Raw genomic sequence first — 22,109 nt, 5'->3', positions numbered from 1 at the left:
AGAGTTCAAGTGATAGGAGGTTAACCATAGGCATGAATATAATAATGGGCTGTCAATCCAGATGTACCCGTGAGCTGTTGTTTGCCTTTGTTTTTGTTTCTTTTGCCCTTTGCATATGGGCGCCTGTTGTGAGTTATGCCACCGTGTTCTCTCACTCGGGGCAGGTCTCTCTCTGGGGGGCATACAACGACGACACAGACAGTTCGTTGGGTATCCGATACATTCCCGAAATAACAATAAGTTTTGGCGCGGGCGCTGAAACGGGCGCTGAAACTGATACCGCCGCAGACTCCGAAACAGACTTAAACAGAGGCACGCAAACAACGCAAACAGCCCAGACCCTTGACGCTCTCGTCTCTTTCAACATCCGCACCCTCTCAACCTTCGGTTCCTTCAAAGAGTTGGAAGACAAATTCCATGCCGATTTGTATCGCTCCTGGGTGCGTCTCTCCGGCGAGAGGTATGAAGTGCGCCTCGGCCTCCAGCGAATCAATTTCGGACCGGCTCAGATCCTTCGTTCTTTAAAATGGTTCGACCAGATAGACCCCCGCGACCCTTTGAGCCTAACTGACGGGGTCAACGCCCTTCTTGGACGCTATTATTTCCCCAACAATTCGAATATATGGGTGTGGGGCTTATACGGAAATGGCGATCCGGAGTTTGGCCTACGCTACCAGTTCCCAGTAGCCAATGGGGAGATGGCCTTTACATATCACAATAGGCGTGTCGACCGGGAGTGGTGGAACTCAAACACTTTTGCTTTTCCCCGCAGAGTAACCTTGGAAGACGGTCTGGAGCAGCGTTACGCACTCGATGGAAGTTTCGACGTGGGGATCGGTCTTTGGTTTGAGTTCGTCATGAACCGCCTCAAAAAAGACTCCAAACACACTCTTTCCACCACATGTCTTACCCTTGGAGCCGACTACACCTTTGATGTTGGTTCCGGCGTCCACGTTTTGGCAGAACATTTTATACGATCGCCCGGCAGTGACATATGGAATCATGAAAATGACGATGAAATATCCGCCCTTTCCATAGACTTCAGCACTGGCATTCTCGACACCGTAACCATCCTGACATACTACGACTGGCAAAAAAAAGAATTCTACCCCAACGTAAGCTGGCAGCGCACATACGATGACTGGCTTATTAACGTAACGGCTTTTCACAACGGCGACGATGCTAACAGCGTCTATTCGGGAACCGGGGTTGTTCTCACCTTTGTGTACAACTATTAGGGAAGGGGGCCTGTTCATGTCTATCGTAACCATAAAAAATCTGACAAAAAGATATCCTATGGGCAGCCATTTCTTTACGGCGCTGAGTAATGTAACCCTCGAATTCGAGAAGGGGGAATTCTGCGGATTAATCGGTCCCAGCGGATCTGGAAAGACGACTCTTTTGAACATTATTGGGGCTCTCGACGCTCCAACGGAAGGAAATGTGGTGGTTATCAATAAAAACGTAGAGAACCTTTCTCACAAGGAATCTGCGGCGTTGCGCAACCATCATATTGGTTTTATTTTCCAGACGTACAACTTGTTTCCAGTCTATAGCGTCTACGAGAATATAGAATTTCCATTGCTGCTTTTGAAGATGCCGCCTAAAGAGAGAAGGCAGAAAGTTTACGATGCTCTAGAATGGCTGAGATTGACAGATAAGGTAAATTCCAAGCCGGCGCAGCTTTCAGGAGGAGAGTGTCAGAGGGTGGCAGTGGCCAGGGCTGTGGTGAAACGTCCGGCGTTGATTCTGGCAGACGAGCCTACGGCCAATCTTGATAGCGAGAATTCCTACAACATTCTGGAAATGATGGTGCGGCTCAACAAGGAACTTGAAACCACTTTTATTTTTGCAACTCACGACGAGAAGGTCATGAAATACTTGAGACGTAAAATTCATCTCTTTGACGGGCACGTAGCGCGAGACGAAATCATTGCCGTTTCCAGCTCTGAGGTTTCCTCGCAGAGTTCTATGTCGCTCAACACTGGCGAGGTTGTTCCCAGAGATAACCTCACGTCCCGTGATGGAGCTTTATCGGGACCCAACGTAGGATCAGCATCAGCTTCTGTGGCTTGTGATGTTTCCAATGATCACCGTGCGGCCTCGCTCCAAAGGAGAGAGCAGACATGTTTAGCGTTGGCGTTACGTTAGCCTATCGCAATATAAAGGAAGCGGGACTTCGAACATGGCTCAACGTGGCTGTGCTTGCGATGACCTTTGTTGTGATCGTCGGTTTCCAGGGGCTTTATACAGGTATGCTCGCCCAGACGTCCAGAGCGATGATTGAAGACGAAATCGCAGGCGGACAATACTGGCATAAAGATTACGACCCTTACGACGCTCTATCCATTGATAATGGACACGGTGTTATTCCAGAAAATCTGTTTTCCCTGATCGAAGAGAGAAGGGCGACACCTATTCTTATTCGCCAGGCCACAATCTACCCTGCTGGACGTGCTCAGTCTGTTCAACTTCGGGGGATCGATCCTGCCCAGACCATTCTCCATATTCCCACGCGCTATCTTCACATTTCAGTTGCTTCCGCTAGCATAAACGGCGCAGGTAGAATGAATGGCGTTACTGGTTCTGTTAGCCCAAATAATACAAATGGCTCTGATAGAGCGAGTGGCGCCGGTGGTTCTTTCAGAGTAAATACCGCCGATATTTACGAACTGCCAATCCTCATCGGAAAGAGAATGGCGAAGAGCAAAAATATCGCTATCGGCGATTATCTGACTATACGCTGGAGAGATGCTCACGGGACCTTCGATGCAACCGAGGGCCAGGTTGTTTACATTATGGATACTCGGGTTCCGTCTATCGACAACGGAATTATTTGGGTACCCCTTCAGACGTTGCAGCACATGACGGCCTTGAAAAATGAAGCGACCCTCGTGGTTGTGAGCTCCGAAGCTGTTGGGGAAGGGACCAAGTTCCCCCATAAGGAGCCACCCATCGGCGCAAGATCCCATGTTGTGAGCCCTGAAACTGAAAGTTTAGGTTCCTCTCAGGAGTGGCCTTTTAAAAGCCAGGCTTTTTTGATGAGGGACCTCACGGAAATGATAAAGACGAAGAGAATTTCAAGCGTTATTATCTATTCTATTCTCCTCTTTCTTGGCATGCTCGCCATTTTCGATACTCAGGTCCTCTCTCTCTTCAGGCGAAGAAAGGAGATTGGTACCTTGATTGCCTTGGGCATGACGAGAATGCAGGTTATTTTTGTCTTTACGCTGGAAGGTGTAATTCAGGGAGCCATGGCTATCGTCGTTGCCCTCATCTTTGGTATGCCTCTTTTAACGTATGTGTCGAAAAAGGGGATTGCCATCCCCCAGATGGTGGAGGGATACGGTTTCGCCCTTTCCGACAAGCTCTTTCCCGTGTACTCCTTAGAGCTCGTTCTCACGACGATACTCTTAATGATGGTCGTTGTCGCAGCCATTAGTTTCCTCCCTTCGAGCAAAATAGCGAAACTCCAGCCTACAGAGGCGCTGAAAGGGAAAATATCATGATCTCTTTCCTTCTAAAAGGGCTGATCCGAGATCGTTCACGTAGTCTCTTCCCCGTGCTAATGGTGAGTGCCGGCGTTTTCCTCACAGTTTTTCTTTACTGTTTCATGCAGGGAGCTATGGGCGACCTCATCAGCTCAACGGCGAAATTCGATACGGGCCATGTCAAGGTTATGACTCAGGCGTATAGAGACCTTGCCGATCAAGTTCCCAACGATTTGGCGATTATCGGGGCCGATGCGCTGCTTGTATGGTTGAAAGAGAATGAAAAAGAGATGATTTGGGCCCAACGGATACGCTTTGGCGGTCTTCTCGATGTCCCTGACGAGAGGGGAGAAACTCTGGCTCAGGCGCCTGTCATGGGCCTTGGAATTGACCTCTTTAGCGAAGATACGCCAGAAAAAAACCTCTTTAACATAGAGAAGGCCATGGTGCGGGGTTCCTACCCAAGAGGTCCGAATGAAATATTGATAAGCGATGAATTTGCTCAAAAAATGGGTCTTCATATTGGCAGCATGGTGACGCTTATTAGTTCAACCATGTATGGCGCTATGGCAACGTACAATTTTAAGATTGCCGGAACCGTCTATTTTGGCATGATTCCTATGGATAGGGGCACGATCATAGCAGATATCAGAGACGTGCAAAATGCCCTCGATATGACTGACAGCGCAGGTGAGATTGTGGGATACACCCACGACATGCTCTATTCCGGCAGACGAATGGGCAATGTTGCGCAGCGGTTCAACAAGACTTTTACAATGGCAGATGATGAGTTTTCTCCTGTGATGGTGTCTCTTGGCCAGCAGAATAATTTTGAGGAATATTTGAATTATGCTGAAGCCATGGAAGCCGTAATTGTTGGCATTTTCGTCTTGGCCATGTCCATTGTTCTCTGGAATTCAGGCTTGATGAACGGGTTGCGGCGGTACGGAGAGATAGGCGTTCGTCTTGCCATGGGGGAATCCAAGAGGCGGCTTTACCGTTCAATGATCCTTGAGTCTTTCTTTGTCGGAATTGCCGGTTCCGTCTTAGGGACCGCTTTGGGCCTCGTCGTTTCGTATTACATGCAGTACACAGGCATAAATTTTGGGGAGATGATGCCGAAATCGAGTATGCTTATCTCCAATATCATACGGGCTCAGGTTACGCCGGCAAGCTATATTATCGGTTTTTTCCCGGGAGTGTTTGCGTCGGTGACAGGGGCCATGTTTGCCGGTATTGGCATCTATAAAAGACAGACAGCCCAGCTCATTAAGGAGTTAGAAGTATGAAGAGGAAGAATATGTTTAGGGAATGGGGGATCCCCTTGGCTGAAGCTTACCCTCATAATATGGCGGTGTGTGCGGCGCTACACGTAGCGGCGGCAGGTATAGCAATGCATAAAACGGTGGGACATGTAGCTGCGAACATAGCTGCGTATAACATAGCTATGCTTATATCGGCAGTTACAGCCTTTTCGCCTGAAGGCACGTCTGTATCAGCGCTCAAGTTTGCGTCGCATTCGAGCGGCCACATCGGAAAGTTTGCGCTGGTTGCTTCGTTGAAAAGGGTGCTGATTATAGTTTTTATCGCTGTGGCGGTGCTGTTAGCAGTGTTGTCGTCTGCTCAATGTAGCGTTGTTGAGACTGTCGGTGTCGCTGCTTTTACCGACGCTAAAGATCTCCAGAGGCCCCTTCCGGACTTCATTCCCCTTACAGGCGAGGGGATTCTTGAAAAAGTTGACGAAAATTACGTTGCCAAGAATCGGAAGGTGACAAGTACTATGATTGTGAAGGGACAGCGCGGCTCCCGCACATTACAAGTGCTTTCATGGGTGCAGGGCACTGAAAAGGCCTTTAGCGAATTCCTTTCCCCTCCCCGTGAAAAAGGGACGAAAATGCTCAAACTCGAAGATGAGCTTTGGATGTACACCCCGTCAACCGATCGCATCATAAAAATAGCGGGGCATATGCTTCGGCGCTCCATGATGGGGTCTGACATATCCTACGAAGATTATATGGAAGATCCCAAACTCAGCAACATGTACAATGTGGAGCTTGTGGGGGAGGGAAAGGTGGGTAAAGAGCGAACAGGCGAAGACAAATTAGGCGAGCGAGATTGTTACCTACTTGAGCTTACGGCCAAAAAAGAAGGAGTTTCCTATTATTCGCGAAAGATGTGGGTGGATAAAGAGAACTTTCTTCCTTTACGAGAGGATCGTTTCGCCAAAAGTGGCAAGCTTTTAAAGACCTTCACCATTAACGAAATATTTCAGGTTCAAGAACGATGGTACCCTAAAAGGGCGACAGTTAAGGATGCGCTGGCTTCTGGTGAAGGCACAGAATATATTATAGATACTATCGAATTTGACGTTGAAATACCTGACTACATCTTCTCCAAAGCCTCTTTGCGCCAATAGGTTTCATATACCAGCCATATACCAACGGTACAGAATTGCTTTTACAATTGCGATTATAACGGCCCCATGGATATTTTTGTTACCGACGAAGTGGCTCTTTAAATTTCCCCTCTTGGCTTTGAGCTGGTTGGCCTCCATGTATTGATATGGGGCATTTTATCAGCGCGATGTGTGCTATATCATGTATAATAGCCCAGCTTTTCAGAAACTTTCTATTGGGATATCCAAAAATTGGAATAACTCTCTGAAGATTTATAAATTTTAATTTAGATTGTAATAATAAATTTATGTGCTATAATAACAAGGTTGTGATCGGGTGGTTTAAAAGCCATCTGGAAAAGATATAGCGTTTTTTTTGCGACACGTCCCGTCATGTAGTTAGGGCGGTACCGAAACGTCATACTTCATGTGTCGCTTTTTTCGGAATTTGTTAGGAAAGGTAAGGTAATTGTATGAGTAAGAAGCTTGTTTATGTTAATGAAGTTCCTTTCTGGATGACCCCGGAAGGTCGTTTGGAAACAGCAGAACTTCGCAACGGCTGGGCTGTAGAGCGGATTATGCTCCGTACTTCCCGCGGGCTTAAAGCCCTTCGAAGTGCCGCTTCTGTCTAGGCTCGGAAGTTGATTCAGAGAGACACTTTTGTCTCTCCCAATTACGTAAATTACAGACCTCTCTCGTGGGAGGTCTGTTTTTTTATGAGGGCGAATATTATGCCTTTGTGCCTTTCGTTTGCGTTCCTGTCATTTGCGCCTCGAAAGCGACCCTTCCATGTTTTATGCGAAGTACAATTTTTGCCTGCCCATAAATAGCATAAATAGAATATATGCGCTATAACCTTTTCGTTAATTTAAATTGATTTTCTTAAGATCAATGATAAACTAACAAGAGTTGCTTTTTAACACTCGGAGTACCCCCCATTTATCCCTAAAAATATTAAAATATTGAGCAAAGGAAGATTGATGTGTACACACCAAAGTTATTAACGGAGATCAAGGCGTATTCCCGTGAAAAAGCCCTTGCGGACCTTTTCGCTGGAATGACTGTAGGCGTTGTTGCGTTGCCACTGGCTATGGCGTTTGCGATAGCAAGTGGTCTTCCACCAGAGCGAGGTCTTTTTACTGCCATTGTTGCTGGTTTTCTGATTTCGCTTTTTGGAGGAAGTAAGGTGCAGATAGGAGGCCCGACAGGGGCTTTTGTTGTTCTTATTTCAAGCATAACACTTCAATATGGGTATTCAGGTTTGGCTTTATGTACGTTAATGGCAGGTATTATCCTTATTTTATTAGGCCTTTTTAGAATGGGCGGTCTCATCAAGTTTATTCCCTTTCCAGTCACCACTGGATTTACCACAGGCATTGCCGTTGTTATTTTTTCCACACAAATTCGCGATTTATTAGGTTTAAAAATAGAGAAAGTTCCCGCTGCCTTTCTAGAGAAATGGCAGGTCTATTTCGAGTCCCTCAATACTATGAGCTTTGGAACAGTGCTTGTGGGGATAGGAACCATAGTAGTTATCCTCTTAATACAGCGATTTTGGCCCAAACTGCCAGCTATGCTGATAGGTATGGTCGTGGCTACTCTTGTGGCTCATGTATGTGCTTTGAACGTAGAGACTATCGGAAGCACGTTCGGGGAACTTCCCCGTATGTTGCCAGCGCCGTCCTTCCCCAAAATCGAGTTCTCTCAGATAGGAGATCTCGCCAAGCCGGCCTTTACTGTGGCGCTTCTAGCGGCTATAGAATCTCTTTTGTCTGCAACTGTGGCCGATGGGATGATAGGTGATCGTCACAGACCTAACGCTGAACTTATCGCTCAGGGGATAGCAAATGTAGGAAGCGTTATTTTCGGAGGCATCCCTGCTACAGGGGCTATTGCTCGTACAGCGACGAATGTTAAGAGCGGAGCTAAAACTCCAGTTGCCGGGGTCATTCACGCAGTTGTTCTGTCTTTGTTGCTTCTACTTTTTGCACCAGTGGCAAAGCTGATACCTCTCGCCGCACTCGCAGGAATTCTTGTGGTTGTTAGCTATAACATGAGCGAATTGCACAATTTTGTGTCTATCTGTAAAGGCCCGAAAAGCGACGCGTGCGTATTAATACTGACCTTTGCTCTGACTGTCCTTGTCGACCTTACGGTAGCAGTTCAGGTTGGAGTTGTTTTAGCGGCTCTTCTTTTCATTTGGAGAATGTCGGAGAATACAGATGTCAACGTCATTACAGAAAGGGTGCAAGGGAAGACTGTTGCGGAAGAAGAGTTTTATGCTATTGCACCACGGGATGTTCCAGAAGGAGTAGAGATTTTTGAAATCAATGGGCCTTTTTTCTTCGGGATGATCCACAGATTTAAGAACGCTATCCGCAATATGGAGGAACCGGCCGCAGCTCTTATTATCAGGGCGCGAAATGTATTGGCGGTAGATGCCACCGGGATACATACTCTGAGGTCTTTATATAAGCAGTGCAGGAAAAAGGGAATTTATTTGATTTTTTCGGAAGTCCATTCCCAGCCTTTAAAGGCTTTTCAACGGTCAGGATTGATATTTGAAGTTGGGCGAGATAATTTCTGTAAAAGTATGGATGACGCATTAAAACGAGCGAAGAACCTCCTGAAGATGACGACGAAACCCCAAGAGGAATGATAGTGCGATAATTTTTATATCTTTAGGGCCTTTCCGCCAGTGAGTGATGAGGCGGAAAGGCCCTTCTTTCTTACTGATATTGGGACGAAGATATCTCTTTTTTTATAAAGAGCTCTTGTCGTTTGTAGAGGCGGTCTATCCGCACAAGCTGAAGAGGCTTGTTCGGGGCAAAGAGCTTTAGAGACATTAGAAAAGTTCCTACTTCGGCAAAGGGAATGGCCATATAAATCCCCTTCGTTCCCAAACAAAGAGGGAGCACCATCAAAAAGATAGCTGGCAGTGCAAGACTTCTCGATATGGCAACAACCGCTGAATGAAGCGGCTTTTGCATGGCCGTAAAGTATGATGAAAAAACTATATTTACGCCAATAAGCAAAAATGCCGGCCAGAAATACGCGATAAACTCCTTGGCGATACGGGTTGTTTCTCCAGCCTCTCCATTGGTAAAGAGGTCGATCATCCTATCGGGAACTAAAACGAGTAGAGCTATAATTCCGATCCCTATTAAAAAAACGGTTCCCCAGGCAACAAGGAGAAAGGAAGAGATGCGGTTTGATTTTTCTGCCCCAAAATTTTTACTGATAATAGGCTGTATAGCATCGCCAATGCCATAACAGGCCATGGAGCCCAGATAGAGTATGTAGTTTACAATAGTATAAGCAGCCACACCAGAGATTCCCATTCTCTTGATCATGATCCAGTTGAAGATAAAAGTGAGAATGCCGGCGGATATTTCGTTAGCAAACTCAGAGAAGCCGTTATATGCGGCAAAAAGAATTTCTTTCCAGGATCCACCATTTTTTTTGAACCGCAACTTTCCCTTTTTTAAAAGGAAGTGCGGCAATAATATGCTGAATAAGGCTACTTGCGACAATCCTGTGGCGAGAGCGGCCCCCTGCACGCCAGTATTAAGCTTGATAACAAAAAGCCAGTCAAGAGAGATATTAATACCGGCTCCAGTAACCATAGACGCAGCGGCAAGAAGAGGTCGTCCATCCACCCGTACAAAGTAAGAAAGGCAAATACCGCAGGTAAGAAACGGAATAAAAAGCAAAAGCATAGAAAGGTACTTTTTAACCCAGGGAGCGATTTCAGGACTTGCGCCAAGGATGGTTACCAGAGTATCTATTCCCAATCTTCCTATTACAGAGATACTTGCGGCGATAACAAAAGTAGCCAGTAACGTTTTCGTAAAGATAGAAGAAGCTGTATCAGGATCTCCTTCGCCAAGATATTTCCCACAGTTAACAGAAGCTCCTATGGCCATCATGTAGGCAATCCCTCCTGATAATATAACGAAGGGGAGAGATAAGTTAACGGTGGCCAAGGCCATTTCTCCTACTTTATTGCCAAGAAAAGCAGCATCCACAGCACTGGCTGAGGACACGGCAATCATTCCTATAACTGTTAAGAAGGAATAATAAAAGAACACAGGAAAGATATTCCCGCGCAGAGGATCTAACATGTACTTCACTTTTAATGCACCCTTTCAGGAAAAACAACAACACTTGGACAGTTACCATATTTGCGCATGTTCATTTCGTGGAAGATACTTCTATAATATAGCACAAAAAATGAATAAAAATATGTATACTTTAACGAAAATGTACTTCTATATTCCACTTCTTTTTGCTAACAAAATTTGTTATTCTTTAAAAAGATTCTGTTGGTTAAGGAGGTTTTAAAAATGCAGGAATATTGCCAGAGTTGTGGTATGCCCCTTGAAAACTCCCTTCGTGGAACAGAGGGGGATGGCACCGTATCTCACGACTATTGCATCTATTGTTATAAGAATGGTGAATTCACTCAACCTCACGTGACGATGGAAGAAATGATCAATATTTGTATTCCCCATATGCTAAAGTCAGGTTTCGATGAAGAAGAAGCCCAAAGAATGCTAAGCGAGTTCCTTCCTACATTGAAGCGATGGAAGAAGTAGAAGCGATAAAGCTAAGACGCTGACACGCAATCAAAGTGGAGAAGTCGTCTCAATTCTTTCTTCTGACGGCCTCTCCTCACAGCAAACGTTGATTGCGAGGTTTCTTAGGCCCTTCTCTGCAGTGTCTTGTATGAACAATCTCATCAGCAGATGTTCGTTGAGCGGGGTTTCTGATGGTTCCTCTCTGTATCTCCTTGATGAGCCCCGCCCTTGCTTCTATCCTTGCTATTGGCAGCACTTTGTTCCTTTGTTGCCGGCTACATTCCATTCTCTTTCCGGTACAAAATAATATCCTGTACAGTTACAATGGGGAAATTATGTTTCTTCGCAAAAGCCGCTACTTCAGGCAAACGAGCCATTGTTCCGTCGCTATTAGTGAGTTCGCATAGTACCCCGTACGGTTTCAATCCGGCGAGCCTCATAAGATCTACATTTGCCTCAGTATGCCCGTCTCGTTCCAAAACGCCTCCCTGTTGAGCCCGCAGTGGGAACATGTGGCCCGGATGTCGCAAATCACACGGTTGAGCGTCGTCAGCTATTGCGGCTTTAATCGTTCTCACTCGATCTGCGGCTGAGACGCCAGTTGTTACCCCTTCCGCAGCTTCTATGGAGATGGTGAAAGCAGTCTGGAATCGACTGGAGTTATGAGTTACCATCATGGGAAGTTCCAAGGATTGAACTTTCTCGGGGGTGAGGCAGAGACACACGATGCCGCTACATTCGCGGATAAGCATAGCCATCTGTGGCACAGTTAAACTTTCGGCAGGGAAAAAAAGGTCTCCTTCGTTTTCTCTATTCTCATTGTCTGTAACCAACACGCCACTTCCAGCACGAAGGGACTCCAACACTTTCTCCACTCGCTCAAGGGGAGAGCCATAGGTGTTAAGCAACATACTATCCATTCTCAACAAATCCTCCTAAGTAGAAAAATAGAAATAGCAGGGCGGGAACTCTATCAGCGGCCTCTTCTTTTCTCCACAAACAAGCAGAGAAGGATAGTAGATCGCCTGATCCTCTTTCATCCGGACTATTACCGTCGGCTCTGGAATTTAACCAGATCTACATTTTTCTTTCAGAAAAATGTGCGCGGGCTTTCCAGCTTGAACTGGTATACCGCCGATGGGGAATTCCACCCCGCCCTGAGAACCGGCTTTAACACTGTAGCTTCAATAAGACAAGAAGTCAATAAAATAACATCATAATACTATTTACACAAATACTCCTTGCCATCTTTTATTAATATTCTGTTATTATACTGTGTATGTTTCAAGTCTGAACATAATGGATAATGCGTCGTATAATAAATAAAAAAGAGCAACTGCGAGAGAGAAGAAGTGTTGGAGCCTAAAATGGAGGTTATTGGTAGTGATAGATAATTTTGTGGTTTTATTTGCGTTATTTTTTATTTTTATGTTCATCCTCTCGGCGTTTTTTTCGGCGAGTGAAACAGCGTACTCAAGTGTCAATAAAATACGGCTCAAACGCTTTGTAGAGGAGGGCCGGAGAGGGTCCAAACGAGCGTTGGGCTTGGCGAAGGATTTCAATAAAACCATTTCAGCCATCCTCATTGGGGGAAATATTGTCGATATTCTTATGACGTCTGCTGCTACTGGAATTCTTTCGGTCCTTTTCGGGCCTATTGGGGCTGTATATGCGACGCTCCTCATGACGGTACTCATTATTCTATTCGGTGAAATTCTTCCTAAAGCTTTTGTAAAAGACAAAGCGGAAAACTTTGCTTTAGGTGCCGCCTCTCTCGTCCATTTTTTTGTTGTCTTACTTTCACCCTTAACGTGGTTAACCACCCGTCTTTCCCAGCTTTTACGAGGGAAAGACAAACCGGCTTTTTTGCCCAGCGTTACCCACGATGAGCTATGGAGTATTGTGGAGACCATGGGGGAAGAGGGAGTTTTGCCGGAAAGCGAGAAAGATTTGATAGGGAGTTCTATCAACTTCTCTGAGATCGAAGTTTGCGAAGTCCAGACGCCGCGGGTCGATCTTTTTGCTGTGAATGTAAACGAACCTATTGAGAACGTGAAGAATTTATTGCTTAAAAATCATTATTCCCGGGTTCCCGTATATGAAGGAACCTTTGATAACATTATTGGAATCCTGAACGAAAAAGATTTTTTGAACCAGTATATTAACGAAGGGTCTGTGAATATTCGTAGTATCATGTCTCGCCCCCTCCTCATTGCGGGGAGTGCGACCCTTATGGATGCCTTGAAAATGTTACAGCAAAACAAGGCCCATCTCGCCGTTGTTTTAGATGAATATGGCGGAACGTCGGGTATTATCACACTTGAGGATATTCTTGAAGAGTTGGTAGGGGAAATTTACGACGAACATGACGATTTCAAAGAGTATTTTACTCAGGTGGAGGAAAATACATATTTAGTCAGTGGAGACGCGTATTTAGAGGATCTCTTCGAGACGTTTTTGCATTTCTCCCATACGCCGGAAAGCGAATCGAGTACTTTGAATGGTTGGCTTTTCGAACAATTTAAAACGCTCCCGGCAGTAGGAGCGACTCTGGAATGGGGGCCTCTTCGTTTTGAAGTAGTGAAGGTCACCGGACAGAGGATCCAGAAGGTCCGAATTTCTAGAGATCCCAACTACAAGGAACCAGACGAGGAAGATAAAGAGCGAGTGGTGATTTTGTAGCAGTAGCATGGTGAGACGCGCTTCATATGCGCTCGTCCTTTTCGTTGCATGAACATAGTGAGCCCTGACAGTTATGAAGCTCTTTGCAATGGGAAGTATAAGCAAATCGTTCTGGTGAGTGCTCGTCTCGTTCTAATATTATGTCCCAGTGACAGAGGGAGGAGAAAGAAAAAGGTCTCCTCCCTGCATGTTTTTACGGATTATACGGTTCAAAAACCGCTAAGAGAGCTCCATCATGATAAAGCTCCAGCCTGTTGTCTACTATTTTGAACCCGCTGACCAGCTCGAGGGATTCTAAATAGAGTTTTTCTGTCTCCATCGCCGACTCACAGTATCGTCTCGTCGCTGCTATTGGCCCCATATAAAGCTCCTTGCCTGTTCTGGAATAGGGACCGAAAAAGTTGTTGCAACCAGCGTAGCCTGTAACACGGTGAGCCTGTACATCAAATCTGAGAGTCATTGGCTGATTATCGGAAGGACTAAGCGTTGAAATTGTTTCCCCACGAAGGAGTGTGAGTTTCCACACTCTCTCTTCAAGATGAGAGAAGCTTTCCTCATCGCATGTTCGGTTTGGCTGTACCTCTATAAATCGGTCTATAACAAGCATCTCTTCTATTTCGTTGCCCTCCATGGCAGGACGCATGGCTAGATGGGCCTCGACAACGGCATATACAGGCTTGCCCGCTTCATGAGGAAGGGCGGTATATGTTTGTTCAAGGGATAAATATCCTTTTTCCATAGCTACAGGGAAAATTTTGCCAGTAAAGCAATCTGTAAAAAAGGCTGCGTCAGCCATATAGGAAAACATCCCTTTCATAGGGATAGGGGAGAGGTGTTCTTCCACTCGCGTCTTTCTAGAAAGGGTGTAATTGAGGGAGGTTACAGACCTCCTACCTTCATAATCGAGCATGGTTATTTTCTGAGGGGAATCTATGGCGAAGAGAATTGTTTCAGCGTCGCTCTCATGGAGAGTGATTATCCCTCCATCTTTGGAAAGAGACCACCAGCCTAGAGAAGCAAAGGTTTCGTCTTTTCCTTTTTCAGCCTCTATATACGTGATATCGAGTTGATAGAGCCTGTCTGGACGAACCGTTAACGTATAAACAATCCCTGGTCCGTCAGCTGCGGGAAGAAGCCCCTGATAGGTTGCGGGAAGTTTCAATAGTTCTTCTGCCTCTTTGTTGATAAGAACGGAAGGATCTTTTTTTAGGGTCCCGCCCATATCCGAAGGTATCTCTTCTTGGCTTGGCGTTAGCAGGGTCAGGTGTCCTTTAGCATTAGAGATAAAGAAAAACGAAGTATCGGGATAATCGGGGTTAAGCTGATAGACTAGAGCATCGGGATTGCTAACTGTCCCTCGAAGAGCTTCCCATTCACCACGGAGGGTGAGGGGAAGTTGTCCAGCCTGGTTTTCTAAAGAAGAGATGGTCATAACGTAGTTTTTAGCCTGCAGTGTGGATGCGTCAGAAAAAAGAGTTAAATCCACTTTGGAAGCAGTTTCATCAAGAGACAGTTTCAATTCCCCAGAGAAATGTTCTGCTTGAATGACCGGCATCTCTTCAGCTGATGCTCCTATTGTTATAGAGAGGAGAACGAAGAGAGCTATACTTAAAAAGAAAAAATTTTTTTTGGTTGTTGTCATGATGAACCTCCTCGTATGAACGTAAAAAAAGTTTAACATATTTAATGCAAAAAAAGTAGGGAAGCTAGGTGGGTAGCTTCCCTACAGGTACAGAGGAGAATCGGAGAACCAAACTTTTTTGTGCAAAAAACAAATACAGCAACAACATTTTAGACCCATAGACGTTCTCTTTACGGGGGTATGTAACACATTTTTTATAATAAGTAACACGATTATCCTAAGGAATTTCCCTCTAAATGTCAAGGGGTAAAAGATATATTTATTGCCTGAAAGATTCGCTCAGGATTTTTTTGAAAAGAGGTGAGAACACAGGTAAAAAGATGTTTATTGCCAGGCAGGCTTGTGGCGAATCTAACTCTCTAGCCATAGGTTTGCCAGACAGGTGGGATATTCCTCCTGTCCCTTGACAGGACGTATAGAGATATTATTAGATGGCACATGAAGAATACGACTGCGGTGAAGGGAAAGCGCGGTTTTAATTGAGGTGGTAGCAGGTGTTTGATCTTCCTTTAGCTTTTTTAGTTACGGCGGTTCTTCTTGTTTTAAGTATTCTTTCGAGTAAGCTCGCCGATCGTTTTGGTTTTCCCGCCCTTCTCATGTTTCTCGTAATAGGGATGTTGGCTGGGTCAGACGGTCCTGGCGGTATACAGTTTGATAACGCAGCTGCTGCCAATATGGTAGGAACTGTAGCGTTAGCTTTTATTCTCTTTGCTGGAGGGCTTGACACGAACTGGGAGAGCATTCGTCCTGTTCTGACACGGGGCATTCTTATGGCTACGGTGGGAGTTGCCCTTTCAGCCTTTTTTATGGGACTCTTTATTCATTTTGTTTTAGGATTTTCCCTCCAAGATGGGCTCTTGCTCGGTTCCATCGTTTCATCTACTGATGCTGCTGCTGTTTTTGCAGTGCTCAGATCGAGGCGCGTCAGCTTAAAAGACCATCTCAGAGCTTTTTTAGAGCTTGAGTCTGGTAGTAACGACCCTATGGCTATTTTCCTAACCCTAGGTATTTTGCAGATTATGGCAAGAGATACTCTCTCTTGGGGGGAGTTGTTGCCTCGTTTTGCCATGCAGATAACTATGGGTGTTGTAGCGGGATTCATTATAGGGAAGGGTGCGGCGTGGGTTATGAATCGAATCCGCCTAGATTACGAGGGGCTTTACCCTCTCTGGGGAGTCAGTATTGTGTTGCTTACATACGGAGTGGTAGAGAAATTGGGGGGGAACGGCTTCCTGGCGGTGTATTTATGTGGCCTTATTTTAGGAAATGGCGATTTTATTTATAAACGAAGTCTTATCCGGTTTCACGATAGCGTGGGATGGCTTATGCAAATCATCATGTTCTTAGTCTTGGGCCTTCTGGTGTTCCCCTCTCACCTTCCTGCAGTAGCGTGGGAAGGGTTGCTATGCTCTGCTTTCCTCATGTTTGTGGCTCGGCCGGTATCTTTATTTCTGACCCTTATCGGGAGTAAATTCTCTATCCAGGAGCGTATCTTATCTGCTTGGACCGGTTTACGTGGGGCTGTCCCCATTGTATTGGCAACGTTCCCTCTTTTAATGGGGCATCCTAAATCTGAGGAAATATTTAATGTAGTGTTTTTTATAGTCTTGACGTCAGTTCTATTACAGGGAAAAACGTTAATGCCCCTTGCCCGTTTCCTAAAGGTGGATAAGCCGTTAGTTCTGCGGGCACGATACCCTTTGGAATTCGATAAAACGGAAAATGATGTTCGAAGCGAGACGAGGGAGTTTGAAATTCTACCGAGTGCTGATGTGGTGGGTGAACCTTTGGAGAATCTGGGATTGCCTAAAGATGCCCTTGTTTTACTTGTGAGACGAGACAACCAGTTTCTCGTGCCGAGGGGACATACAGTATTGCAACCCTACGATACGTTGCTCGTGCTGGGGGAAAAGGAGGCTCTTCTTCAGACGAGAAAGATACTCCTCAAAACTCATGCTTCAGAGGAATAATCATAGGCAAGTGTTCCGATCTTTATGGCTTCATGCTCCTCAAAATGTACGCTTCAGAGGAATAATTGTGGAAACGCAGGAAAAAAGAAGTTTCGAGGTTTCTAGAAACTGTGTTGAGAAATAAAAATAAAGCTCTCGACATGTATGTGTCGGGAGCTTTTCTTTATTTGCGCCACGTTGCCGGAATGAGAAGGATAAGAACGGTATAAAGCTCTAATCGCCCCAAAAGCATGCAAAGAGAAAAAACCCATTTCCCTGCGGCTGGAATGGCGGCGTAATTTTTAGTAGGGCCAACCATGCCAAGGCCGGGTCCTATATTCCCCAATGTAGCAGCTACTCCAGATATGGCCGAAACCAAATCGAGCCCCAATAAGGTCATAATTAAACTTGCCAGTGTAAATAACCCTATATAAAGCAGGAAAAAAGCGGATATGGACCCCACTGTTTCCTTGGGGATAGTATGGCCAGCCACTTTCGTTTGAATAATGGCGTGGGGATGGAGAAGCCGATATAGTTCTGTACGAGCATGGCGGGCGAGGACCATAATGCGAAGATTTTTGATTCCACCGCCTGTAGACCCGGCACAGCCGCCAATGAACATTAATATAAGGAGCAAAAACTGAGTGAAAACAGGCCACAATTCATAATCAGCTGTGACAAAACCGGTGGTGGTTATAACGCTTACAACTTGAAAGGCGGCATATCGCAACGCATCAAAAATATTAGTATAGATGCTTTTTCTCAGGAGGAGAGCCGTAATGGCGAGGGTGCTTCCTGTAGTGATCCAGAAATAGAAACGAAATTCTTCATCTTTCCACCATGCATTCAATTTCCCCCGAAGAAAATGGTAATGGAGCACAAAGTTGCATCCGGCAAGGAACATAAAAATAGTAATGACCCAGTCTATGTATGGACTGTTGTAATAGCCTACACTGGAGTTTTTAGGCGAGAATCCCCCTGTGGCCATAGTGCCGAAAGTGTGGGTCAAAGCATCAAAAAGATTCATACCCCCAAAGAGGAGCAATATGGTTTGGAGGATGGAAAGAAAAACATAAACGCCCCAGAGCAGCAGGGCTGTTTGCTGTATTCGAGGTGTCATTTTCTCAGGGATGGGGCCGGGAACCTCAGCCTTGTAAAGATCCATTCCTCCTACGCCGATAAAGGGCAGAACAGCTAAGCTCAGAACGATGATTCCCATGCCTCCGAGCCAGTGAGTAAGGTCGCGCCAGAAGAGGATTCCTCGAGGTAAGGCCTCAATATCCGTAAAAATAGAAGCGCCGGTTGTTGAAAAGCCTGAAATAGCCTCGAAAAATGCGTCGGTAAATGTGGGAGCTGCCCCATAAAGATAGTAAGGAAGCCCACCAATTATGGAGGCTGTTACCCACGAAAGAGTAACAACGGCAAAGGCTTCTTTAACTCCTAAGTCCTGGTAGTTTTCTTGTTTCCCCCAGAGATGGAGAATTAATGAAATACAAAAACCTGAAACAATAGAAAACGCAAAGGCTTGTACATCTTGGCTTTTATCGAGGATAGCCCAGCTTAGCGGCCATAACATAAAAAGAGAGATCATAGCGGAAAGAAGAGCTAATACTCTTGCTACAAGGCGAAGTCGCATTCTTATTTCACTCCAAGTTTTTCCACAGCTATAGGCATAAGTTCAGATGAGGCAAAAAGAGTTACCAGGTCGTTTCCCTGGAGGGTCGTTTCTCCTTTGGGGACGAACACTTCATTTCCACGCCGGATAAGAGCTACAAGAATCCCTTTGGGAAGCCCCAATTCTGCCATGGATAGACCAACAACGGGACTTGTTTCGGGAATAATGGCTTCGAACATTTCAGCGTCTATCTTTTCGAGAAGAGAGAGTGTCCCCATCCCTGATGGGTAGCGAACGTTGCTCATAATAACTGAAGCTAACGCCTGGTTGGGATTGACCATAGCATCTACGGAAATATAGTTGTCCAGACGCATGTACATCTGTCTGCGTACAACGGCGATAGTCTTTTTGGCGCCAAGAGCTTTTCCTACCACGCCAAAAAGAATATTGGCTTCATCGCTTTCCGTAGCGGCAACTAAGCCATCAGCTCCCTCTATTCCCTCTTGACGCAGCAAAATCTCATCTGCGCCGTCTCCGCAAAGAACCAGCGTTTTCTCCAGCTCTGAAGCGATTCGTTCGCATTTCTCTCTGTTATGGTCGATAAGGCGGATATCCAGATGTTTATACTGTCTTTCCAGACGGCGGGCAACTTGATAGCCCAGTTTCCCTCCACCTATAATAATAACTCGATGAAGAGGGGTACTCTTTTCCCCTTGAACCATTTCCTCCAACCGCCATATTTGATCTTTGCGGGTGGCTATAAAGCAGAGGTCCCCTTCTTCCAAAATATTGTCTCCGTAAGGGACAAAACCACCGCCGTTTCGTTGCACATATACGATGATGGCTGTTATTTGAGGGTAATGAAAACGGAGATCCTTCAGGGGCACGCCAATGAGGGGGGAATCATGGGCTATGCGAAAGGCATAAATACCCGCTACTCCTTCAAACAGTTCTGCTGCGTCCATAGCAGAACTGACGGTTAGTAACTCTATAATCTGGCGGGCTACAGATCTTTCCGGAGAGCTCATTACGTCTATGCCCAGACTTCGAGCCCAATCAGGGCTGTCGGTGTATTCAAGGCCCCGAGCCCTTGAGATCACTCGTTTGACGCCGGCCCTTTTTGCAATCCAGCACGCCATAATGTTGACTTCATCGCGGTTCGTACACGCGACAAGAATATCGACTGAACACCCAGGGACAACCCCGGCTTCGGCAAGAACCGATGGGCGAGATCCATTTCCACGAATAGCAATAACGTCTAGTTCGTTGTCTACCTTTTGTGCCCGTTCCTCATCCTCTTCAATGACGGTAATATCATGTCCTTCAGCTGAAAGACTTTTTGCTACGTGGTAGCCAACTTCTCCTGCTCCGACGATGACAATGCGCATAATAAAATTACCCCTGCTTCCGCATTTTTATTTTCTGTTCATGTGTGTAAAACAATCATAATCCTAGCAGAGGCTCGAGGAAACGCAAGAAAAATCTGATTGCCGAAATAAAAGAATTCTTTGCCCACAACCCCTTGACGTAGACGGCATCCCTGGCAATGTGCCGACGCGACAGACACCAGCTCGCTGAGAATGGCTTACCTGACAACATGTCAACGCAGAAAACGTCCCTGTTTTTTCTACGAGGGAATAAGCCAATATGGAGATTCGGGAACCATCCCTTCAAAAACAGAGAGAACTTTTTCCGCTGCATTTCTCCCAGCATGAAGGAAGAACAACTGGGACATTTCTGAAACAGTATATCGAAGGATCTGCTCTGGATAAAGAATATTCTGGAGTCTTCTGAAGAGGAGTGCGGCAAGGCGCCCAATCCTCTCCAACGGAACTTTTCCGTAAAGAAGATATAAATTTCGCAGCGTTCCACTGAGCCACGATGGATCCTGATGTTTGGTCCCTTTCCCGATAATGCCCTCTATTAGAGTTTCTTTTTCGCTATCGAAGGGAGCCTTAAAATAGCTATGGATCTGTGGAAAGACGTGGCCAGACAAGTAGTATACCGAAGCGACAGAGAGATCTTCCATTGTGCAGTTCCGATCTTTCTTATGAGTGGTATCAAGGGTTAATCCATAAGGAATACTTTCTGTCCTTGTTGTTAAAAGAGCTTCTGATGTAAAGGCTCGGCCATGAAAAGATGCCATGTGGGCGGTAGTCCATCCAGTTTTCACCTCTCGAATGCTCCAAAACTCCCCATGCTTTTCAGGAATATCGATGTACATACTTGCATAATGTCCCCATCTCCAGCCGGGAAGAAGTTCCCATGGCAGGTGGGGAGCAGCGCTTGCAATACTAGATGTCACTACCTCCATTTGTACTATTTTCATAAACTGCCGTTCTGGAAGGGTGTCGTATAGATAGGGCAAAGCAGCCTCCCCCATAGCAGAAAGAATTTGGTGCCATCTCTGAGCTATATTTTCTCCAGTTTCGTTATTCTGTTCTGCTGCTAAAAGTGTGCTTTTATAGAGGGATACTATAAAATCTTTCCAATCAATGAAGCGATCATTGACATGAGCTATAGAGGGGATTTTTACTTCTTGGCTAAAAGAAGGGAGCCATACTGTTGGATCGTGAATTATTGAATCGAAAATATCTAACCGTAACAGGTGTTCCATATGCGAGCTGAAATTGAGAGCTTCTCGTACCAGATCCGGAGGATACTTGGAATAGAGCACTCTTTAACTCACCTCCACAACCTTGTTCTGCAAAATATCCATACTATGCCACTCTTTCTCGTTTTAGGGAAGTAAAAACTACCTAAATCGTAAAATTTACTCTCTTTTTTGAAAAAGCTCTTTTTCTATTCTTTTTATCGTGATAGGCTGTACTTAATATCAAATCACAAAGAGGGTATTATGACAATACATTTAAAAAATGAAAAACCATTCATTCCACCTTTTATTGTCTTAACGTTGGGAATAGCCGCCATATCTACAGGAGCCATTTTTGCCAGGCTAGCAGATGGCGTCCACCCTCTTGTCATCGCAGCATACCGAGTGGGGTTGGCCTCCCTTATCCTCTGTCCTCTGGCCGGGCTACGTTGTAAAAAAGAAATCTCCCTTTTACAACCAAGGGAGTGGTGGGCTCTTTGTTTGGCAGGAATATTTTTAGCGCTGCACTTTGCATTTTGGATATCATCGCTGTTTTATACTTCAGTAGCTAACTCTGTTGTTATTGTAGATACAATTCCTGTCTGGACAGCTATACTCTCTCCTATAGTGACAAAAGATTTAGTGCGCAAAAAGACAAAGATAGGCATAGCAATTGCTTTTGCAGGGGGAGTGATTATCAGTTTGGGGGATTTTTCCCTCGGCGAACAGGCCCTATGGGGCGACTTTTTAGCTCTTCTGGGGGCGTGGACGGCTACATGCTATTTTCTGTGTGGCCGGATAGCACGACGAAAAATCTCGTTGCTTACCTACACCTCTCTTTGTTATGGTATAGCTGCCCTCTGTCTCTGGAGTGTTATATGTGTGAAAGGGGTGCCGGTACGGGGTTTTGACCTCTCTGTATGGGGCGCCTTCTGGGGAATGGCTCTGATCCCCCAAATACTTGGGCATAGCAGTTATAATTGGGCTCTTCGGTATGTCAATCCTGGTGCCGTGTCTGTAGCTCTTCTTGGAGAGCCGGTGGTCAGCTCTTTCCTGGCGTGGCTGATTTGGGAAGAGGCAGTGGGAAAGGCTGTTTATAGCGGAGGAGCGTTAATTTTGCTTGGCATATATATTGTCTCTCGAAGTGAGGCCGCATAAGGAG

General features: G+C 45.6%; 17 protein-coding genes and 1 riboswitch. Of the genes, 11 read left to right on the top strand and 6 right to left on the bottom strand.

Annotated features, from left to right (window positions below):
• Positions 1-32: 32 nt before the first annotated feature.
• From B3L97_RS07695 to B3L97_RS07665, 7 genes are all read left to right on the top strand, one after another.
• Positions 33-1,238 carry a hypothetical protein gene (locus tag B3L97_RS07695; RefSeq protein ID WP_286934734.1) on the top strand — a complete coding sequence of 402 codons (1,206 nt, stop codon included), beginning with the start codon at positions 33-35 and terminating at the stop codon, positions 1,236-1,238.
• Positions 1,239-1,254: 16 nt separating this feature from the next.
• Positions 1,255-2,151: an ABC transporter ATP-binding protein gene (locus tag B3L97_RS07690; protein ID WP_286934733.1), complete on the top strand. Its 897-nt coding sequence runs from the start codon at positions 1,255-1,257 to the stop codon at positions 2,149-2,151.
• Positions 2,127-3,509 carry an ABC transporter permease gene (locus B3L97_RS07685; RefSeq protein ID WP_286934732.1) on the top strand — a complete coding sequence of 461 codons (1,383 nt, stop codon included), beginning with the start codon at positions 2,127-2,129 and terminating at the stop codon, positions 3,507-3,509. The genes B3L97_RS07690 and B3L97_RS07685 overlap by 25 nt, the downstream gene beginning before the upstream one ends.
• Positions 3,506-4,780 carry an ABC transporter permease gene (locus B3L97_RS07680; RefSeq protein WP_286934731.1) on the top strand — a complete coding sequence of 425 codons (1,275 nt, stop codon included), beginning with the start codon at positions 3,506-3,508 and terminating at the stop codon, positions 4,778-4,780. The genes B3L97_RS07685 and B3L97_RS07680 overlap by 4 nt, the downstream gene beginning before the upstream one ends.
• On the top strand, positions 4,777-5,907 hold the full coding sequence (locus tag B3L97_RS07675; RefSeq protein WP_286934730.1) for an outer membrane lipoprotein-sorting protein: 1,131 nt from the start codon (positions 4,777-4,779) through the stop codon (positions 5,905-5,907). Before B3L97_RS07680 ends, B3L97_RS07675 begins: the two co-directional genes overlap by 4 nt.
• 452 nt (positions 5,908-6,359) lie before the next feature.
• Positions 6,360-6,518 carry a hypothetical protein gene (locus tag B3L97_RS07670; protein ID WP_286934729.1) on the top strand — a complete coding sequence of 53 codons (159 nt, stop codon included), beginning with the start codon at positions 6,360-6,362 and terminating at the stop codon, positions 6,516-6,518.
• A gap of 350 nt (positions 6,519-6,868) precedes the next feature.
• A complete protein-coding gene (locus B3L97_RS07665; protein WP_286846887.1) occupies positions 6,869-8,545 on the top strand; it encodes a SulP family inorganic anion transporter in 1,677 nt (558 codons plus the stop codon).
• 70 nt (positions 8,546-8,615) lie between these two features.
• On the opposite strand, the gene B3L97_RS07660 is transcribed toward B3L97_RS07665, so the two are convergent.
• Positions 8,616-10,010: an MATE family efflux transporter gene (locus tag B3L97_RS07660; RefSeq protein WP_024821952.1), complete on the bottom strand. Its 1,395-nt coding sequence runs from the start codon at positions 10,008-10,010 to the stop codon at positions 8,616-8,618.
• Positions 10,011-10,232: 222 nt separating this feature from the next.
• On the opposite strand from B3L97_RS07660, the gene B3L97_RS07655 reads away from it, so the two are divergent.
• Positions 10,233-10,484, top strand: coding sequence for a zinc ribbon domain-containing protein (locus B3L97_RS07655; protein ID WP_024821953.1), 252 nt, complete (start codon positions 10,233-10,235; stop codon positions 10,482-10,484).
• A 257-nt stretch (positions 10,485-10,741) separates the two neighbouring features.
• On the opposite strand, the gene ribB is transcribed toward B3L97_RS07655, so the two are convergent.
• The gene (gene ribB / locus B3L97_RS07650) at positions 10,742-11,386 is read right to left on the bottom strand and encodes a 3,4-dihydroxy-2-butanone-4-phosphate synthase (RefSeq protein ID WP_286934728.1); all 645 of its coding nucleotides are present in this window, start codon (positions 11,384-11,386) and stop codon (positions 10,742-10,744) included.
• 104 nt (positions 11,387-11,490) lie between these two features.
• Positions 11,491-11,635: riboswitch (FMN riboswitch) on the bottom strand.
• 214 nt (positions 11,636-11,849) lie between these two features.
• Between ribB and B3L97_RS07645 the strand changes: the two genes are divergently transcribed.
• Entirely contained in the window at positions 11,850-13,148 is a 1,299-nt protein-coding gene (locus B3L97_RS07645) for a hemolysin family protein (RefSeq protein ID WP_156923341.1), read from the top strand.
• Positions 13,149-13,341: 193 nt separating this feature from the next.
• Here the strand turns inward: B3L97_RS07645 and B3L97_RS07640 are convergent, their stop codons facing one another.
• Positions 13,342-14,790 carry a copper resistance protein NlpE N-terminal domain-containing protein gene (locus B3L97_RS07640; protein ID WP_286934727.1) on the bottom strand — a complete coding sequence of 483 codons (1,449 nt, stop codon included), beginning with the start codon at positions 14,788-14,790 and terminating at the stop codon, positions 13,342-13,344.
• 494 nt (positions 14,791-15,284) lie between these two features.
• Here B3L97_RS07640 and B3L97_RS07635 point away from each other — a divergent pair, with 494 nt between their 5' ends.
• Complete coding sequence (locus tag B3L97_RS07635) at positions 15,285-16,760, top strand: potassium/proton antiporter (protein WP_286846875.1); 1,476 nt, start codon at positions 15,285-15,287, stop codon at positions 16,758-16,760.
• A 163-nt stretch (positions 16,761-16,923) separates the two neighbouring features.
• Here the strand turns inward: B3L97_RS07635 and B3L97_RS07630 are convergent, their stop codons facing one another.
• The 3 genes from B3L97_RS07630 to B3L97_RS07620 all read right to left on the bottom strand — a co-directional run bounded on the left by B3L97_RS07630 (position 16,924) and on the right by B3L97_RS07620 (position 21,031).
• Entirely contained in the window at positions 16,924-18,375 is a 1,452-nt protein-coding gene (locus tag B3L97_RS07630) for a TrkH family potassium uptake protein (RefSeq protein WP_286846873.1), read from the bottom strand.
• Positions 18,376-18,377: 2 nt separating this feature from the next.
• Positions 18,378-19,742: a Trk system potassium transporter TrkA gene (gene trkA / locus B3L97_RS07625; RefSeq protein ID WP_286934726.1), complete on the bottom strand. Its 1,365-nt coding sequence runs from the start codon at positions 19,740-19,742 to the stop codon at positions 18,378-18,380.
• Between the two features lie 239 nt (positions 19,743-19,981).
• The gene (locus B3L97_RS07620) at positions 19,982-21,031 is read right to left on the bottom strand and encodes a hypothetical protein (protein WP_286934725.1); all 1,050 of its coding nucleotides are present in this window, start codon (positions 21,029-21,031) and stop codon (positions 19,982-19,984) included.
• Between the two features lie 180 nt (positions 21,032-21,211).
• On the opposite strand from B3L97_RS07620, the gene B3L97_RS07615 reads away from it, so the two are divergent.
• Complete coding sequence (locus tag B3L97_RS07615; RefSeq protein WP_286934724.1) at positions 21,212-22,105, top strand: DMT family transporter; 894 nt, start codon at positions 21,212-21,214, stop codon at positions 22,103-22,105.
• The last annotated feature ends 4 nt before the right edge of the window (positions 22,106-22,109 follow it).

The organism is Aminobacterium sp. UBA4834 (genome assembly GCF_002400205.1).
Taxonomy (GTDB): domain Bacteria; phylum Synergistota; class Synergistia; order Synergistales; family Aminobacteriaceae; genus Aminobacterium; species Aminobacterium mobile.
This window is presented reverse-complemented; position numbering and strand designations above follow the sequence as displayed.

Coding starts and splice junctions, on each gene's coding strand:
- B3L97_RS07695 (WP_286934734.1), top strand. CDS start 33: ATGAATATAATAATGGGCTGTCAATCCAGATGTACCCGTGAGCTGTTG.
- B3L97_RS07690 (WP_286934733.1), top strand. CDS start 1,255: ATGTCTATCGTAACCATAAAAAATCTGACAAAAAGATATCCTATGGGC.
- B3L97_RS07685 (WP_286934732.1), top strand. CDS start 2,127: ATGTTTAGCGTTGGCGTTACGTTAGCCTATCGCAATATAAAGGAAGCG.
- B3L97_RS07680 (WP_286934731.1), top strand. CDS start 3,506: ATGATCTCTTTCCTTCTAAAAGGGCTGATCCGAGATCGTTCACGTAGT.
- B3L97_RS07675 (WP_286934730.1), top strand. CDS start 4,777: ATGAAGAGGAAGAATATGTTTAGGGAATGGGGGATCCCCTTGGCTGAA.
- B3L97_RS07670 (WP_286934729.1), top strand. CDS start 6,360: ATGAGTAAGAAGCTTGTTTATGTTAATGAAGTTCCTTTCTGGATGACC.
- B3L97_RS07660 (WP_024821952.1), bottom strand. CDS start 10,010: ATGTTAGATCCTCTGCGCGGGAATATCTTTCCTGTGTTCTTTTATTAT.
- B3L97_RS07655 (WP_024821953.1), top strand. CDS start 10,233: ATGCAGGAATATTGCCAGAGTTGTGGTATGCCCCTTGAAAACTCCCTT.
- ribB (WP_286934728.1), bottom strand. CDS start 11,386: ATGGATAGTATGTTGCTTAACACCTATGGCTCTCCCCTTGAGCGAGTG.
- B3L97_RS07640 (WP_286934727.1), bottom strand. CDS start 14,790: ATGACAACAACCAAAAAAAATTTTTTCTTTTTAAGTATAGCTCTCTTC.
- B3L97_RS07630 (WP_286846873.1), bottom strand. CDS start 18,375: ATGCGACTTCGCCTTGTAGCAAGAGTATTAGCTCTTCTTTCCGCTATG.
- trkA (WP_286934726.1), bottom strand. CDS start 19,742: ATGCGCATTGTCATCGTCGGAGCAGGAGAAGTTGGCTACCACGTAGCA.
- B3L97_RS07615 (WP_286934724.1), top strand. CDS start 21,212: ATGACAATACATTTAAAAAATGAAAAACCATTCATTCCACCTTTTATT.